The organism is Citrobacter sp. JGM124, from assembly GCF_018257795.1.
Lineage (GTDB): Bacteria > Pseudomonadota > Gammaproteobacteria > Enterobacterales > Enterobacteriaceae > JGM124.
The window spans coordinates 208,755-225,125 of sequence record NZ_JAERJD010000006.1 but is presented as its reverse complement, the minus strand read 5'-3'; the positions used below and the strand labels follow the sequence as shown (position 1 = coordinate 225,125).

The 16,371-nt window shown below is 44.0% G+C and carries 14 protein-coding genes; 9 read left to right on the top strand and 5 right to left on the bottom strand.

Going from position 1 to position 16,371, the window contains the following annotated elements:
• Positions 1-95 precede the first annotated feature (95 nt).
• Entirely contained in the window at positions 96-815 is a 720-nt protein-coding gene (gene dcuR, locus JK154_RS10375; RefSeq protein ID WP_211992473.1) for a two-component system response regulator DcuR, read from the bottom strand.
• Positions 812-2,428, bottom strand: coding sequence for a DcuS/MalK family sensor histidine kinase (gene dcuS, locus JK154_RS10370; RefSeq protein WP_211992472.1), 1,617 nt, complete (start codon positions 2,426-2,428; stop codon positions 812-814). Before dcuS ends, dcuR begins: the two co-directional genes overlap by 4 nt.
• A 673-nt stretch (positions 2,429-3,101) precedes the next feature.
• Here dcuS and pheP point away from each other — a divergent pair.
• The 3 genes from pheP to JK154_RS10355 all read left to right on the top strand — a co-directional run bounded on the left by pheP (position 3,102) and on the right by JK154_RS10355 (position 6,653).
• Positions 3,102-4,490: a phenylalanine transporter gene (gene pheP / locus JK154_RS10365; protein WP_211992471.1), complete on the top strand. Its 1,389-nt coding sequence runs from the start codon at positions 3,102-3,104 to the stop codon at positions 4,488-4,490.
• 105 nt (positions 4,491-4,595) lie between these two features.
• Positions 4,596-5,525, top strand: coding sequence for an EamA family transporter (locus tag JK154_RS10360; RefSeq protein ID WP_211992470.1), 930 nt, complete (start codon positions 4,596-4,598; stop codon positions 5,523-5,525).
• 102 nt (positions 5,526-5,627) lie between these two features.
• A complete protein-coding gene (locus JK154_RS10355; protein WP_211992469.1) occupies positions 5,628-6,653 on the top strand; it encodes a sensor domain-containing diguanylate cyclase in 1,026 nt (341 codons plus the stop codon).
• Positions 6,654-6,662: 9 nt separating this feature from the next.
• Here the strand turns inward: JK154_RS10355 and ampH are convergent, their stop codons facing one another.
• A complete protein-coding gene (ampH, locus tag JK154_RS10350; protein WP_211992468.1) occupies positions 6,663-7,847 on the bottom strand; it encodes a D-alanyl-D-alanine-carboxypeptidase/endopeptidase AmpH in 1,185 nt (394 codons plus the stop codon).
• A gap of 517 nt (positions 7,848-8,364) precedes the next feature.
• On the opposite strand from ampH, the gene lpxP reads away from it, so the two are divergent.
• The 3 genes from lpxP to JK154_RS10335 all read left to right on the top strand — a co-directional run bounded on the left by lpxP (position 8,365) and on the right by JK154_RS10335 (position 11,521).
• Positions 8,365-9,297, top strand: a complete 933-nt coding sequence (gene lpxP / locus JK154_RS10345; protein WP_211992467.1) for a kdo(2)-lipid IV(A) palmitoleoyltransferase — start codon at positions 8,365-8,367, stop codon at positions 9,295-9,297.
• A 485-nt stretch (positions 9,298-9,782) separates the two neighbouring features.
• Positions 9,783-10,994: a peptide antibiotic transporter SbmA gene (gene sbmA, locus JK154_RS10340; protein ID WP_211992466.1), complete on the top strand. Its 1,212-nt coding sequence runs from the start codon at positions 9,783-9,785 to the stop codon at positions 10,992-10,994.
• 314 nt (positions 10,995-11,308) lie between these two features.
• Positions 11,309-11,521, top strand: a complete 213-nt coding sequence (locus JK154_RS10335) for a DUF2754 family protein (protein ID WP_211992465.1) — start codon at positions 11,309-11,311, stop codon at positions 11,519-11,521.
• 6 nt (positions 11,522-11,527) lie between these two features.
• On the opposite strand, the gene ddlA is transcribed toward JK154_RS10335, so the two are convergent.
• Positions 11,528-12,625 carry a D-alanine--D-alanine ligase gene (gene ddlA, locus JK154_RS10330; RefSeq protein ID WP_211992464.1) on the bottom strand — a complete coding sequence of 366 codons (1,098 nt, stop codon included), beginning with the start codon at positions 12,623-12,625 and terminating at the stop codon, positions 11,528-11,530.
• Positions 12,626-13,224: 599 nt separating this feature from the next.
• Between ddlA and JK154_RS10325 the strand changes: the two genes are divergently transcribed.
• Entirely contained in the window at positions 13,225-13,503 is a 279-nt protein-coding gene (locus JK154_RS10325; RefSeq protein ID WP_211992463.1) for a sigma-S stabilization anti-adapter protein IraP, read from the top strand.
• A 206-nt stretch (positions 13,504-13,709) separates the two neighbouring features.
• On the opposite strand, the gene proC is transcribed toward JK154_RS10325, so the two are convergent.
• Positions 13,710-14,519: a pyrroline-5-carboxylate reductase gene (gene proC / locus JK154_RS10320; RefSeq protein ID WP_211992462.1), complete on the bottom strand. Its 810-nt coding sequence runs from the start codon at positions 14,517-14,519 to the stop codon at positions 13,710-13,712.
• A gap of 188 nt (positions 14,520-14,707) precedes the next feature.
• On the opposite strand from proC, the gene JK154_RS10315 reads away from it, so the two are divergent.
• Together JK154_RS10315 and aroL are read left to right on the top strand one after the other, a co-directional pair.
• Positions 14,708-15,169 (top strand): YaiI/YqxD family protein, encoded by a 462-nt coding sequence (locus tag JK154_RS10315; protein WP_211992461.1) that lies wholly within the window; start codon positions 14,708-14,710, stop codon positions 15,167-15,169.
• A 374-nt stretch (positions 15,170-15,543) separates the two neighbouring features.
• Positions 15,544-16,068 carry a shikimate kinase AroL gene (aroL, locus tag JK154_RS10310; protein ID WP_211992460.1) on the top strand — a complete coding sequence of 175 codons (525 nt, stop codon included), beginning with the start codon at positions 15,544-15,546 and terminating at the stop codon, positions 16,066-16,068.
• Positions 16,069-16,371 lie beyond the last annotated feature (303 nt).

The window sequence follows — 16,371 nt, the reverse complement described above, 5'->3', positions numbered from 1 at the left end:
CCTGTATTCACTACACTGAATGATACCGCAGTCTATGTATATCGATTCAGTTGGCTACGTGGCCACAGGTAATGTGAATGATTTACGGGCAGGTTTTACAAGCAGAACTGCTTTAATAACCCGGCATGTTCATGCTGTAAACGATAGCGATAAACAGGCCGCCCGGTTACACCATATTGGATCCGAGTAAAAAGAATATCTATCTTATCGAGCCAGATAAGGTATTTACGGCACGATACGCGAGAAATATTGACTGAAGTTGCCAGTTCATCTGTTGAAAACTCATCATACTGATGACTGTCGATCCACTGGCAAATAGTACGCAGCGTTTGGGGGGTTAAACCTTTCGGCAGGCGACTGGGATCAGGTGCTGCTGGGTAGCTACCATGTAACAAACGATCCACATCAGCTTGCTGATAACTTTTCTGGTTGCCGATGAGTGCCCGTTTATCACGCCAGTGCGTCAGCGCATCTTCAAAACGTGCAAACTGAAACGGCTTAATCAGATAATCAACAACGCCATAGTGCAATGAATTTTGAATCGTCGCGAAATCAGATGCTGAAGAGATGATTATCACATCAATCGTATGATTGCTTTTACGCAGTATTGGTAATAGATCCAAACCATTATCCTGCTGCATATATACGTCTAATAGAATCAAGTCTATTTTTTGTTCAGGGTCACTGATGTACTCCTGGGCTTGTGCAAGAGTAGAAGCAGAACCACAGCAGGTGAACCCTGGGATTTGGCTAATATAGGCACGGTTTAATTCCGCTACCATAGCGTCATCATCAACAACTAATACATTAATCACGCATTATTCCTTTCACAGTCCCATGGAAGTTGAATAATAAATTGGGTGAGGGTGCCAGGAACCGACTCCACTTGAATATTACCATGACAGTTTTCAATTTGCTGCTTTACCAGGAACAGTCCAACACCGCGTTTTTCCCCTTTGGTGGAAAAATCTTTATTAAATATGTTGTTAATCAGATCAGGGGGGATTCCAGGGCCATTATCGCTGACTATCGCCGTTAGCATGTTATGCTGATAATGCATAAAGACCTCAATTTCCCCTCCTTCCTGGCCCTGTAGGGCATCCACGGCATTCTCAAACAGGTTACCAAGGGCAGTTATCAGTGCCATTATCTGCTGCTCGTTGTGATTATCAGGGAGAAAACTCTCTTCATCGAGAATTAACTGATGACCGGCTCCAAGAACCCGCGTTATTTTTCCAATTAAAAAACCGGCTACTACAGGTTGCCTGATTTTACTCTGTAAGGCACCAATCTCAATTTGGTAATTATTGGCTGTTTGTAAAATGTAGGCTTCCAGTTTGTCATAGCGTTTTAGCTGAAGCAGACCCAAAATGACATGCAACTTATTCATAAATTCATGTGCGCGTTCCCGTAACGCATCGACATAATTGACCATGCCATGAACTTGTTGAGTAAGATGGTTAATTTCTGTTTTATCGCGAAAAGTGCAAATGACACCAATGATTCGATTTCGGGCATAAATCGGAACCGAATTGCACAGTATCTGCCGGCCCTGGATAATGATTTCACGGTCTTCAATAGCTTTTCCACTATCGAGAACTTCATGAAGTGTTGTCAGTATTGGTAAAGGGACAATGTCATTGTTAGCACTGAAATCATCAGGAGATAAGAGAACCTTGCGTGCTGTCTGATTCATCAGTGTGATATTACCCTGTTGATCAATGGCGATAATTCCTTCTTTTACCGACTGTAGCATCGCCTGGCGTTGTTCAAAAAGAGTAGATATTTCATAGGGTTCAAAACCAAAAAGAATGCGCTTCAGAGTATATATTAGTAACATGCATCCGATTGAGCCGACCAGTACACTGAATAGTATCCCCCAAAGCATATTCCAGCGACTGTGATTGATCTGTTGATTCACCTCACTGAGAGACGTGCCGACAATAACCACACCAATTTGGTGTCCCCGGGGATTATAAACCGGGGTAAAAACACGCAATGATGTTACGAGATTACCGCGGTTTATTCCTGTAGATTCATGCCCTTGTAGCGCGGGCTCAATATCATTACCAATGAAATGGGCTCCAATATGGCGAGGGTCAGGGTGCGAGTAACGGATCCCTTTCATATCGGTCACCACGATAAAGAGTAAGTGATTGCGCTCTTTAACTTGTTCAGCAAAAGGAGCAATAAACTTGCTTTTCTCTGGCGACATTAACCCCTGCTGAATGACAGGGGTGTCCGCCAGGGTTCTGGCCACCGCCAACGCGCTCTCCTTGACACTGCTGCGTGTCAGCTGACTGATTTGTAGAAAATAGAGAGAATAAACAACAACCAGTACTGAACCAATGACAGCACATAACATCAGTACTACAGCGCTACTTAATTTCAGTGGCCGTCTCTCTTTTTTTTTATCGGACTTTTTCATGGTCACCCTGAGATTAAGGAAAAATTAATTATTACCCAGTTACTTTCATTATTAAAGTAACTTATCGTTGAAGGCGCACTTTGTAACACAGTCATTTTATCCAATAATTTATTGAGCATTAAATAGAGTTTAGCCATTATTTTATTGGTATTATATTAACCTATTAATTTTATAAGTAATTATTAAATCAGTATGCTGATTGGTGGCTGTATTTTATCTGTTTGTTCTTATCATAAAGTGCATTGATCAATATTTTTAGTGGAAGAATATTGGCTGGTGATTTTTAATGTGTGGCTTGTAAGTTTCATCTCACCTATTTTTCCTCTTCAGGGGGAGAGTGGCATGCCATGGGAGAAATGGCGTCCTTCAGGAAGGGAAACCAATTACTGATGGTTGATAATTAACCATGCCACAGGTGTTTTACCTGTAATAATTCACAAATACCGCACTCTTGTAACCAGCAGGAGATTACTGCATTGACCGTTATGAGAGCTGACGGTATCCAATTGATTTAAATGCTGTTATAGAGGGTTTAAATGCGTTGTAAGATGATGGGGGCATGATTTTCCCGAACAGGTTATTTATATCAGACCGGAACAGTATTTAACCCTTCCTTGCCAGGCATTGCCGCAAGTGTTAAAAGGTGCGTTTTCTACAAACATAAAGGAGATGGATGTTGAGGAACACGTCAATCGCATCCAGAGAAAAAATGGCTGATGCTGATAATCAGAAAAGCCCAATGTTAAAGCGTGGTTTGCTAAATCGTCATATTCAGCTGATTGCACTGGGCGGTGCTATCGGGACTGGCTTATTTCTCGGGATAGGTCCGGCGATACAGATGGCAGGGCCAGCCGTCCTGTTGGGGTATGGGATTGCAGGGGTCATTGCTTTTCTGATTATGCGTCAGCTAGGAGAGATGGTGGTTGAAGAACCTGTCTCGGGTTCATTTGCCCATTTTGCCTATAAATATTGGGGTCCATTCGCAGGTTTCCTTTCCGGATGGAACTACTGGGTGATGTTTGTGCTGGTGGGAATGGCCGAACTGACCGCTGCCGGTATTTATATGCAATATTGGCTCCCCGACATTCCAACCTGGTGCTGGGTGGCGCTGTTTTTCGTCATCATCAATGCGGTCAATCTGGTTAATGTTCGCCTGTATGGTGAAATGGAATTTTGGTTTGCGTTGATCAAAGTACTGGCCATTATTGGCATGATAGGCTTCGGAATTTGGCTACTGTCATCGGGGCAGGGCGGTGAACGTGCAGGGGTGAATAATCTCTGGCAACATGGCGGTTTCTTCGCGACAGGCTGGCACGGACTGATTTTGTCACTCGCTGTGATTATGTTTTCTTTTGGTGGACTGGAGCTGATTGGAATTACTGCGGCTGAGGCCCGTTCCCCCCAAACGACGATCCCTAAAGCTATTAATCAAGTAGTGTATCGTATCTTGCTGTTTTATATTGGCTCACTGGTAGTGCTGCTGTCGCTTTATCCTTGGCTGGATATTAAATCAAGCAGTAGTCCTTTTGTGATGATTTTCCATGAAATGGATAGCAATATCGTTGCCTCCGCCCTTAATTTTGTTATCCTGGTGGCCTCATTATCGGTATATAACAGCGGGGTCTATTCTAATAGTCGTATGCTGTTTGGCCTGTCTGTTCAGCGTAACGCGCCTAAGTTTCTCGCGACGGTTAACCGCCGTGGTGTACCGGTCCATTCCCTCTTTTTGTCTGCAGGGATTACCTCATTAGTCGTATTACTCAACTATTTGTTACCCCATGCTGCATTTGGGCTGTTAATGGCCCTGGTGGTCGCCACCTTATTGCTTAACTGGATAATGATCTCCCTGGCTCATCTCAAATTTCGCAGAGAGATGCAGCGTCAGGGCAAAGAGACTCACTTTAAGGCACTGCTGTATCCTTTCGGAAACTACCTGTGTATTGCTTTTATGGTGATGATCCTCGGGCTTATGTGCACAATGGATGAAATGCGTTTATCCGCTATGCTGTTACCTGTATGGATTATATTTTTATTTGCGGCATTTAAGCTAATGAGACGTTAAATGTGACTGTTTTCTCATTGAATATCAATTGATTGACGTTCAATGAGAATTTCATTACTGATATTCTTATCATGTTTGCTGTGGTTGATGGGGTGAAAGGAAAAAATGGGTAACAGTCGGAAAGGTATGATGTTTGTATTGATATCTGCTGTGATGTGGGGCAGCTCGGGTGTTTGTGCTCAATACATTATGGAAGTCAGCAATATCTCTTCAGCCTCCCTGACAATGCTGCGTTTACTGTTTTCTGGCTTAATTCTACTGACCTTATCTCTGACACACGGGGATAAGATCTTTGCCGTATTCAGACATCGAGACAGCATTATCTCACTGTTACTGTTCACCCTGTTTGGAGCCATGCTTGTGCAGCTGACTTTTTTATTCACTATTGAAAAATCGAATGCGGCGACGGCAACAGTTTTACAATTTCTTTCACCAACCATTATTGTGGCCTGGTATGCCCTGGTGAAAAAGAAACGTACAGGTAAGCTGATTTTTGCTGCTATTGGCATTTCTCTGGTAGGAACCTTTTTACTGGTAACGCATGGTAATCCATTTTCTTTAAGTATTTCTGGCGGTGCCCTATTCTGGGGGATTGTGTCGGCATTTTCTGCAGCCTTTTATACGACCTACCCTTCAGGCTTAATTGCGCGTTTTGGTACTTTACCGATAGTTGGCTGGAGTATGTTACTAGGTGGGATGATGCTGACACCTTTCTATGCGAGTGACGTAGGAAGCTTTACTGCAAGCGGCACAGCATTGCTGGCTTTTTTCTATTTGATAGTTGTTGGCACTGCCATGACATTCAGCCTCTATCTTACCGGCGCCCAGTTGATTGGTGGTCAAAAAGCGAGCATTTTGAGTTGTGCCGAACCCTTAAGTAGTGCCATGCTGTCTGTTCTCTTATTGGGTATTACGTTCTCACTACCTGACTGGCTGGGATCGCTTTGTATTATTGCTTCGGTACTGCTCATAGCTCTCGATTCTCGAGGTAAATTGCACAGCCGCCATCATCATCATCATCAGAAAACATCATAACGGGTGGGTTACTGAATACTTACTTCAGTAATAGAATTTAAGGTTAGAATCTGTATTAGTGCAGATTGTAAGCTTATAAGCCCTTAATAAAGGTATTTCATTATGGCAATCGATAATCTGATTGAGCGTATTTCTACGGTATTAGATGCTAAATATACTCTTGAAGATCTGGTCAGGCAGTTACTATGGATGCTTGAGTTGATCACCAATATGGAGTCTACATACCTCACGCGTATAGAGCCGGACGGCAGTCTACAGCATGTGCTCTTTGCTCGTAATACTAAGACGATGCAGATCCCTGAAGGCCTCTCCGTACCTTGGGGGGATACGCTGTGTAAAAGAGCCCTGGATGAACAATGCTCTTATACCTGTGACGTTCCAGACCTCTGGGGGGATTCAGTCGCCGCCAGGGCACTGGGTATTACTACCTATGCCAGTATTCCGGTGGTGCTTTCTGACGGGTCGCTTTATGGCACACTCTGCGCTGCCAGCTCTTTAAAACGGAGACTGACTGAACATAGCCGGCAGGTCTTACAACTCTTTTCGCAATTGATTGCTCAACAAATTCAGAGTGAACAATTACTGAAGGAACTTAAAGATGCAAACACGGTACTGGCAACTGCCAGTTTTACTGATGAACTGACAGGGTTAGCTAATCGCCGGGCTGTCTTTGATATACTTCCACGTTTATTTGCCAGGGCTCGAGCAGAATCTCGCTATATTTTATTGGTTTTTGCTGATTTGGATAAATTTAAACAAATTAATGATATTTATGGCCATGATATTGGCGATGAATTTCTTTGTGCCTTTTCCCGACGTTTACAGGAAAATTTACGCGATGGTGAACTACTGGGGCGTATTGGTGGGGATGAATTTGTGGTGGCAGCCTTAGGCCCACAAGATAATCCCTCCGCATTACGGGCGGCAGATGCTCTATATGCGCGATTATCCCACCTGTTATCCGGCCAGTATCACCTTTCTTCATGTGTGATTGATTATACTGGCCCCAGTATAGGTGTATTGGCCGCAGACCCCGAACGGTATACACCTGACAGCGCAATGAATGAGGCGGATGCACTAATGTATCTTGATAAAAAATATCGCAAAACAGCAGAGCAAATCCAGTGACAGTCGCAGTTACCTACCGGCCTGTGAGGTCGGTATATTGCTTGCTAGCGATGTATCCAGCCGGTAACCGCTGAGTTCAGAAACCAAGTCATTGACTCCGTCGCTCATATTGACAAAACGGGTTAGCGGGGAGCGTGTAATCACCACGAAAACACCGACATTAGCTTGAGGCACCATCGCCATATAAGTGATGAAACCGCCAGCCCCCCCGGTTTTTTGAATAATCCCCGGCCGTCCATTTTGTGGTTGCATATAGACCCATCCCAAACCGAGGGCATCGGCTTTTCCTGGAACATCCATACCAATCACTTTCGTTAACTGCTGGCGCTGATAGATAAGCGTTTGCATTCTGTCCGCTTCAGAAGATCGCTGATGAACATCAGAAGAGAGAAATTGCTGCATCCATCGCATCATATCCGCGGGCGTGGAGTAAATTCCGCCACTGCCAATAGCAGCCAGGGCATTATTGCAAGGACTGGCGCCTTTCTCCGCAACCATCAGGCGTCTGCACTGGTCCGGGGAAGGGGTATAGGTGGTATCTTTCATACCTAATGGACGGGCGATATTTTCACGGAATAATTCGTCATAGGGCTTACCTGTTGCCCGGGATAGCGCATCAGCCAGCAAATCAAAAGCCAGGTTTGAATACGCAGCCACTGTACCCGGCGCGGTCGTCAGTGTGGCCTGTGATACCCAGCTCCAGCGTTGTTTATAGGTAGGCCAAGTGAATACGGGGCGGTTGGCTACACCGCCGGGTTGTTCCCTGGGTAACGCGCTGGTATGAGTTGCCAGGTTTATCAGGGTAATGGGCTGACCATTATAGGTAGGTGGGCGGGTACCCGGTGGGGCATATTTACTGAGTGGGTCATCGAGTTTGACAACCCCCCGCTCAAACAATTTGACCAGCATTTCACTGGTCATGAGCTTAGTTATGGAGGCAATACGAATGACGGAATCCAGTTGCGGGAGCTGGCTATTACCTGGCCGGGTTTCTCCGAAACTGCGAAACACTCGCTGATTTCCGTCAATTACCACCATGGCCATACCTGTCGCACCGCTACCGTAAAAGATATGATTAGCGTAGCGGTCTGTAATATCAACAACATAGTCTTCAGTTGGGGATGATTCCGCCTGGCTCGCTACTGAAAATAGGGCACTGATAAGCAGAATGAGTTGAGGAAGACGCGTTTTCAAGGTAACGGAGTCCAATTAATAAAATTAATCTATTACCGCTATTTAACCTACTCTGCGCTGTTATGCAAAGTTTGAATGCCAGAATTGGGATAATAAAAGCGTAACCGTGCGTTACAGTGGGCCCGTGGTATTCATGAGGTCTAAGCCCCGCCATATTTCAGGTTGTCGATTCGTCGGTAAACCCAGTACCTCTTGCTCACGGGGGGGCAGTCAGTGAGCCGGGAGCATCTTGCCTGCAACCTGTCATTCAAATGCGTTGGGTTATCAAAATGTAATTGATACATTGTGAGGGTAAATTAAAAAACAAATATATAACAACAAGATATATCGACTGAAAGAATTTTTCACCTTACAGAATATTCGTGTTAACTTCTAACAGAAATAGCGTACCATCTCTGAATGTTTTTACGTGAAGGCTCCCTTTCAGCTTGCCGTTTATTGCTAAAAACGTTGGTGTACCGCTACTGATTGAGTTCTTTATGCGATACAAATTTTTGTCGCACAGAAGAGTTCATTTATGTCCAAAAATCACTTGATTAAAAAGGGGTTATTGCATCCCCGCTATTGGCTGACCTGGTTTGGTATCGGTGTTCTTTGGCTATGGGTACAATTGCCTTATCCTCTCCTGATGAAAATGGGAGACTGGTTTGGCCGATTTTCAATGCATTTTCTTAAGCGCCGTGTCGCCATTGCACAACAAAACCTCAAACTTTGCTTCCCTCATTATACTGACTCACAAATTGATATTATTGTCAGCCAGAACTTTAGTTCTCTTGGACGCGGATTGATTGAAACAGGAATGGGATGGTTCTGGTCTGATGCCAGGGTTAATAAATGGTGTCATGTCAGTGGTCTGGAACACCTCATTGCCGCCAGTGCCAAAGGGAAAGGGATCATGGTTATTGGTGTTCATTTCATGTCGCTAGAACTCGGTGGACGAGTGATGGGCTTACATCACCCAATGATGGCAATGTATCGTCCGCACAATAATAGCGTGCTGGAATTTATTCAGACGCGGGGACGCTCTCGTTCTAATAAAGCCATGCTGGATCGCCGTAACCTCCGGGGGATGGTCAAAGCATTAAAATCGGGTGAAGCCGTCTGGTTTGCACCGGATCAAGACTACGGGCCGCAGGGGAGTTCTTTTGTTCCCTTTTTTGCTGTCGAGAAGGCGGCAACAACGAACGGTACTTTTACTATCGCACGTCTGGCGAAACCAGCAATGTTAACCACGGTACTGATCCGTAAACCCGGTGGGGAAGGTTATCAGCTCATTATTGAACCCGAATTTTATGATTACCCGCTGGATGAAAATGACGAACAATCAGCTGCTGCTTATATGAACCGTAAAATTGAACAAGAAATTATGCGGGCACCGGAACAATATCTGTGGCTGCATCGTCGTTTTAAAACCCGGCCATTGGGAAATAACAGACTCTATTCAGTATAGCGCGGGGGGCCATGCCGTTAACCAATACGAGTGATGGCAAGGCTGCTATATCTCACCATTAACACAAGGGGAGGAGGCCACTTTCCTCCTTTTTTGGTCTTGTCACACACAGCGTCATTTTCATGGCGTAGCCTCTGTGGTCTTTATCACATCATGCATGATGAACTTTTATTGGAAAATGATATCAATAAATGGGTTATTATGGTTACCGGTATGCGTAATGTCTTCATTCTCTGAGAGAAAAAGCAGGCCACACTGGCACTCTCAACATTATTTCATTTTCTGTTATCAGAAACCGGAGCGCCTGTGTGGTTTTTATGCAGTTTGGTAACCGTTTATAACCATAGATTGTTGACGATTCATGACTAACAGGATAATAGCAACCACGAGTCTTTTCTTTAGAATCAGACCGTTAAACCTGTTCGTGCTTGTTTTTTTTTATTTGATTTTTTATATAAAAAAAATATGTATCCGGGAGTTAAGTAATGTTTAAATCTTTTTTTCCATCGCCGAAAATGTTTTTCATTTCGGCGGCTATTTGGGGACTTTTGGCTGTCATTAGTTGGCAAGTCGGTCTGGACCTGTGGCTTGAAAATCTCGTGGGCGCCAGTCAGCAGGTACCCATTAATGCTACGCGTTTCTGGTCACTGAAATCGCTGGTGTTTTATGCTTACTATGCTGCCTGTGTTGGTTTATTTGCAGGGTTCTGGGCTATCTATCGCCCCCATCGCTGGCAGCTTTGGTCAATTCTCGGGTCGTCATTAATTATTTTTGTGACCTGGTTTCTGGTTGAAGTAGGGGTGGCAATTAATGCCTGGTATGCCCCGTTTTATGACCTTATTCAAAAGGCGCTCAGTTCTCCTAATTCTGTCACATTAAATCAGTTCTATTATGAGACAGGTGTCTTTCTTGGTATCGCGTTAATCGCTGTCACTGTTTCGGTATTGAACAACTTTTTTATTAGTCATTATGTTTTTCGCTGGCGTACCGCGATGAACGAATACTATATGGAACACTGGCAGATGTTACGCAGTATTGAAGGGGCAGCTCAACGTGTGCAGGAAGATACGATGCGTTTTGCTGCGACGTTGGAAGATATGGGCGTACGTTTATTACAGTCAGTAATGACATTGATCGCTTTCCTTCCTGTCCTGGTTGCCCTGTCACCTCATGTGCAAACCATTCCGATCCTCGGGCAGATGCCTTACGGCTTAGTGGTGGCCGCTATTGTCTGGTCTATCGCGGGTACAGGATTACTGGCGATGGTCGGTATAAAACTGCCGGGATTACAGTTTAATAACCAGAAAGTGGAAGCCGCTTATCGTAAGGAGCTGGTCTATGGGGAAGATGATGTTAATCGTGCAACTCCCCCGACCGTGAAAGACCTCTTCCACGCGGTGCGTCACAATTATTTTCGTCTTTACTTTCACTATACCTATTTTAACATTGCGCGAATTTTGTACCTCCAGGTCGATAATATTTTTGGAATATTTTTGATGTTCCCGTCTATCGTTGCCGGAACCATTACTCTTGGACTGATGACCCAGATAAACAACGTTTTTAGCCAGGTTCGCAGTGCTTTCCAGTACTTGATTAACTCCTGGACGACACTGGTTGAATTGATGTCTATCTATAAGCGTTTGCGTAGTTTTGAGCATACTTTACAAGATGTTCCGCATAATGAGGCGAAGATGTAGGCTCAGGGGTAAGCCCATGATATCCCGGTGTGTAACCCACCGTTTGTATCAAAATGAGAGTATGTTGGCGTTGTAGCATCTCGTACTCCCCCCGGTGGCAACCACGTGACCGGGGGGATGATTTTTTTATGAGGTGCGATTTTTTCGTGTCTGTCTGACGACAGGAGCCCTTTCTACGGTTATATAGTCTGCACTGGCTCACGTTTATTTAATTTTATTGTAAAGTTATCTACGGTATTCACGCTGTCGACAACGTATTTACTGGAGTTATGCGACAATAGCGGGAGATATTATCTGCTGATATGAGGCGACTGATGCCGATGTTAAAAATGCGCCGTGACTGGCACTATTATGCTGTCGTTGTAGGATTTATTTTTATTTTAAACGGTGTGGTTGGTATGCTGGGTTTTGAAAGTACGGGCTGGAAAGGCTACGTCATAGATTTGGCTACCTGGATTGTTAGCTTCTGGCTGGCTGGGTTTTGTATCCGCCGTCCTCATGAAGAAAAGAAGGCGGCGGAAGAGTAGCCCGTGTTAATTGACCGAGCTTTTTAACGCGTTATCTTGCTGGTGCCGTTCCAGGGCCAGAGTAATAAGACGTGTAATTAACTCAGAATAACCAATGCCACTTGCCTGCCATAACTTAGGATACATGCTAATGTTGGTAAAACCGGGCAAGGTGTTTATCTCATTAATAATAACGTCGTTATCTTTTGTCAGAAATACGTCAACACGGGCCATGCCACTGCAATCTAAAGCCTGGTAGGCCTGGATGGCAATAGCCCTGATTTTATCGTTAATCTCAGGGGACAGTGGTGCTGGCACAACGACCCTGGCACTCTCTTCATTGATGTATTTTGTGTCGTATGAATAAAAATCTGAGTTGACCACGATTTCGCCACAGGTACTTGCCTGGGGGTAATCGTTACCCAGCACCGCACACTCAATTTCCCGGCCTGCTATTCCCTGTTCAATGACCACTTTATGGTCAAAGTTAAAGGCCAAATCTATGGCAGCCTGAAACTGTTGTTCGTTAGCCACTTTGCTGACACCTACTGAGGAGCCCTGGTTGGCGGGCTTAATAAACATGGGTAATCCAAGCTGTCTCTCAATGTCAGCAAAGTTTGCTTTAGCACGCGTCGCGCGGCTTAAGGTAATAAAGGGCGCAACATTTAAACCCGCATCACGTAACAGGCGTTTCGCGATGTCTTTATCCATACTTACCGCCGAGCCTAATACGCCGGAGCCAACAAATGGCAAATTAGCGATTCGCAATAAGCCTTGCAGGCAGCCGTCCTCTCCCTGCGTTCCATGAACGATAGGGAAAATAACATCTATTTGGGACAGGGGATGCGCGTTGTCAGCCTGAGTTAGTTGATGATTAGCCTGCCCGGGGATCAGTGCAATATTATTCCCGGAATAATTAAGCGCAATTCGTGCCGGATCATTTTCATTGCATAAGTAACTGGTCTCGTCATTAATATGCCATTGCCCTTGCTTATCTATTCCCAGCAGCACGAGATCAAACTTCGATTTATCAATAGCATCAACAATATTTTTTGCCGACTGCAACGACACTTCATGTTCTGCTGACTTACCACCAAACACGATACCCACTCGCAGTTTAGTCATGCCTGTCCTCATCCTTCATTTTACTCATAGACTAAAGCAGACAACATATCATGCTCATAACAGGGATTCATGCGCTTCCTGTACTATTTGATGCGATAAAAGAGTTCAGGATTTACGTTGACGCAGATAGCTGTCCTGCTGAACAGGTTATATGCCTGTTCAGGCATCGGTTTTGTCAATGATTCTAACCCGCCAGACTGTTTTTGAGCTGGTATGCTTGCATTGTGATATCTTGTCCTGCCGATAGCTGATTATGTTTTTACATTCAAATAGTTATGAAGTTCTGGTGGTATGGTGTGTGAGGAATAGCGGCTTTTATGCTGAAAATAATCCCAGTAACAGGAAATTATTTATTTGATTCATTCATCCTTCTTAAATTAAATTTCAGATTTATATTCTGTTTTTTGGGAAATGAATGCGAAACAGGGCCATTTATCCAGTATTATACTCTAATTTCAAAGTGGTTTTTGGGTGTTGCTGTTAATGGTGCTTGTATTAACTGTATTATTGTTATTTACTGTTTTTTCAATTGAGCGAACATTGCTAAAAATATTTATTTAGCGTGAATGCTGTCCATTAACACAATTGGGCTTGAGGCTATGAAAAATTTCATTGCAGAGTTATTAATTAAATTAGCAGAAAAGGAAGAGGAAACGAACCAGTTAGCCATTCAGGTTCAGACACTGGAGATTATTGTCACAGGGTTATTGCAGAATCTTGATAAAGAACAAAGACTAAAGTTTATCACCCATGTTGAAACATCACTCGAATCGCTATCCCATGGCCCGACCATTGCCGGGTATGACCGCTCTGAACTAAATACGAGTCTGTCGCGATTACTTTTAATTCAGAATGATGAGCTAAAAGTCTCATCGTAGGTTTGTTATTTGTCATTCTCATTATTTTTTTGTTTTTTTTGTAATATTTTTTAGCAGCTAAATAGTCTGCTAGCCACAGGTCAGTATCATTATTGTGCGCTTCTAAAGTAGCAACTGCATAATAAAAATCGTGTTTTTCCATCTTGTTCACCGGCAATCTAAGGCCGCATAATACGGCCTTTTTTGTTATGACGGCCAGGTTAAATTTAGCTTTTGCTAAGTTGCTCTGACTTGGCCATACACTTCACCATGGCTTCAATCACTGCTGAACGGAATCCTTTCTCTTCAAGGACTCTTACTGCCTCAATCGTTGTGCCACCAGGGGAACAAACCTTATCTTTCAGGGCTCCAGGATGGGTGTCTGTCTCCAGAACCATTTTTGCTGACCCGATCAGTGTCTGGGCTGCAAAACGATAAGCTTGTTGGCGTGGCATTCCGCCCAGTACAGCGGCATCTGCCATGGCTTCGATAAACATAAATACATAAGCTGGGGCTGAACCACTGACACCGACGACAGCATTAATCAGCGATTCGCTGACCACTTCTGCCTGACCGAATGTACGGAAAATATTGACAGCATCGGAAATATCTTCTGGTGTAACCAGTGAGTTCGGGGTTACTGACGTCATACCCGCATTAACCAGTGCGGGTGTATTGGGCATGGCGCGGATAATTTTACGGTCATGTCCTAATACTGTGGCCAGCGTATCCAGTGTAATTCCTGCTGCAATTGAGATAACTACCGTCTCTTTATTCAGGCTGGAATTAACTTCACTCATAACTTTTAACATTATATTTGGCTTCACAGCACCAAAAACAATATCTGCAACTTGGGCTACCTGCTGGGCACTTTCAGCTGCATTGACCCCAAATTTTTCGCGTATTGCGGCGACTTTGTCGGGCGAGGGGGTGTAAACCCAAATATTACCAGGAAGGACTTGGCCACTGGCAATCATACCTTCGAGGATAGCCTGCCCCATATTACCGCAACCAATAAAACCAATTTTTTTATCCACAGTCTGACTCCACAGTGAAGCATTCATAAGCTTTTGTTAAAGTTTAATGTGTTTTTAATTATTCTGCTCAAGTTTACGTCGTTTGTAACAAAACTACCGATATCCCCAGTATCCTGGTAAGTTGGCGTGTAACAGACTGGAAAGCATGGCAAACTATCACTGAAAAAATGTAATGATTTGGAGCTGTAATGCAAATTTGGGTTGATGCAGATGCCTGTCCTAAGGTTATCAAAGAGGTGCTATTTCGCGCGGCTGAACGGGCTCAAGTGAATGTAACACTGGTTGCCAACCAGTTGATTAAAACACCCCCATCGCGTTTTATTCGTAGCCTTCAGGTCGCTTCTGGATTCGATGTGGCGGACAATGAAATTGTTCAACGTTGTGCAAAAGATGATTTAGTGATAACGGCAGATATTCCACTGGCAGCAGATGTTTTGAACAAAAATGCGATAGCCCTTAACCCACGAGGGGAGCGGTATACGCCTGCCACGATACGCGAACGCCTCACTATGCGTGATTTTATGGATACTTTGCGAGCAAGCGGGGTACAGACTGGGGGGCCGGATACACTTAGCCAGCGTGACCGCCAGCAGTTTGCCAATGAGCTGGAAAAGTGGTTACTCATGGTTGCCAGATCGCGCAGAGCGTAGTGGTCTTTAACCCGTCTTATCGCCGGTAATCCAGAGATGTGCCATTACGGTTGCGTAACGGCAGGACTCGCGGTGACAAAGGGGGGCTGCGCCAGCCTCTGTTTGAGTTATATGATAAAACGCTCATACTGTGTTCAGTAAGTTTAACGATTCTGATAGCCTTCTTATATATGACCACAATAGTACGTGGTATATTTAGTTTACATTTATGAGTGTTTATCCTGGCGGAATTACTGGTAATAATGTGGTATCCTCAATATTGTAAATTTTTTTTTACGGTTTTTCTCTTTTAAAATTCAGTGCTATTATTTATAGCCTTACCCTTGCTTTTGCCATTTCTGACCTTGAGTCAGTATTTCTGAGGACTCATTCTGATGATTCAACCTTTATTCCTGGTCGGTGCACGTGGCTGTGGTAAGACAACGATCGGCCAGGTATTAGCAGAAACCCTGGGTTATGGCTTTGTCGATACTGACAGCCATTTGCTTAATAGCACGGGGAAAAGTGTCGCTGATATCGTTGCCGAAGAGGGTTGGTCTGGGTTTCGGGCTCGTGAATCCCAGGCATTGCTGCAGATCACTGCTCCTGCTACCGTGGTCGCCACGGGAGGAGGTATGGTTCTTTCACCAGATAATCGTCGGTTTATGATGGATAACGGTATCGCTATTTGGCTTAATGTTCCTGCCAGTATTCTTGCTGCCCGTCTTGATGCTTCTCCAGAAGAAGATCAACGTCCGACGTTAACGGGGAAAAATATGGTAGAAGAGATAGCCGATGTCCTGGCCGCACGGGAAGCGTTGTATCAACAAACGGCTCGCTATACTATTGATGCTGTATGTTCGCCAGACAGTGTGGTTGCGTCTATCATTAAGGTTTTGCAGCGAGCTGAAGCCAGTTAAGTTATCGAATGTATTACCGATATCCTTAAATTTAACATTTACATCATAAGGTTATGTTCCTGGTGTAAATGTTAAAATAGGCTGACAAAGGCTTATCTTTCATGCCTGTTTTTTTAAATTTTATTTTTAAAAAACTTATCTATTCAATGAATAAAATATTGTTACTATAAAAAAGTATATTGCATGTTTCTTTAGTATGAAGGCATGACAATGTTTTAACTTTTTTTGGTATAGATAATTTAATACAACATGATGAAGGCAATGCTCAACAGGGAATAGGTAACAAATACCAGGCATTGAACT

Excerpts from the sequence above, each read along its gene's own strand:
- dcuS (WP_211992472.1), bottom strand. The coding sequence starts at position 2,428 with ATGAAAAAGTCCGATAAAAAAAAAGAGAGACGGCCACTGAAATTAAGT.
- pheP (WP_211992471.1), top strand. The coding sequence starts at position 3,102 with ATGTTGAGGAACACGTCAATCGCATCCAGAGAAAAAATGGCTGATGCT.
- JK154_RS10360 (WP_211992470.1), top strand. The coding sequence starts at position 4,596 with ATGGGTAACAGTCGGAAAGGTATGATGTTTGTATTGATATCTGCTGTG.
- JK154_RS10355 (WP_211992469.1), top strand. The coding sequence starts at position 5,628 with ATGGCAATCGATAATCTGATTGAGCGTATTTCTACGGTATTAGATGCT.
- lpxP (WP_211992467.1), top strand. The coding sequence starts at position 8,365 with ATGTCCAAAAATCACTTGATTAAAAAGGGGTTATTGCATCCCCGCTAT.
- sbmA (WP_211992466.1), top strand. The coding sequence starts at position 9,783 with ATGTTTAAATCTTTTTTTCCATCGCCGAAAATGTTTTTCATTTCGGCG.
- JK154_RS10335 (WP_211992465.1), top strand. The coding sequence starts at position 11,309 with ATGCCGATGTTAAAAATGCGCCGTGACTGGCACTATTATGCTGTCGTT.
- ddlA (WP_211992464.1), bottom strand. The coding sequence starts at position 12,625 with ATGACTAAACTGCGAGTGGGTATCGTGTTTGGTGGTAAGTCAGCAGAA.
- JK154_RS10325 (WP_211992463.1), top strand. The coding sequence starts at position 13,225 with ATGAAAAATTTCATTGCAGAGTTATTAATTAAATTAGCAGAAAAGGAA.
- JK154_RS10315 (WP_211992461.1), top strand. The coding sequence starts at position 14,708 with ATGCAAATTTGGGTTGATGCAGATGCCTGTCCTAAGGTTATCAAAGAG.
- aroL (WP_211992460.1), top strand. The coding sequence starts at position 15,544 with ATGATTCAACCTTTATTCCTGGTCGGTGCACGTGGCTGTGGTAAGACA.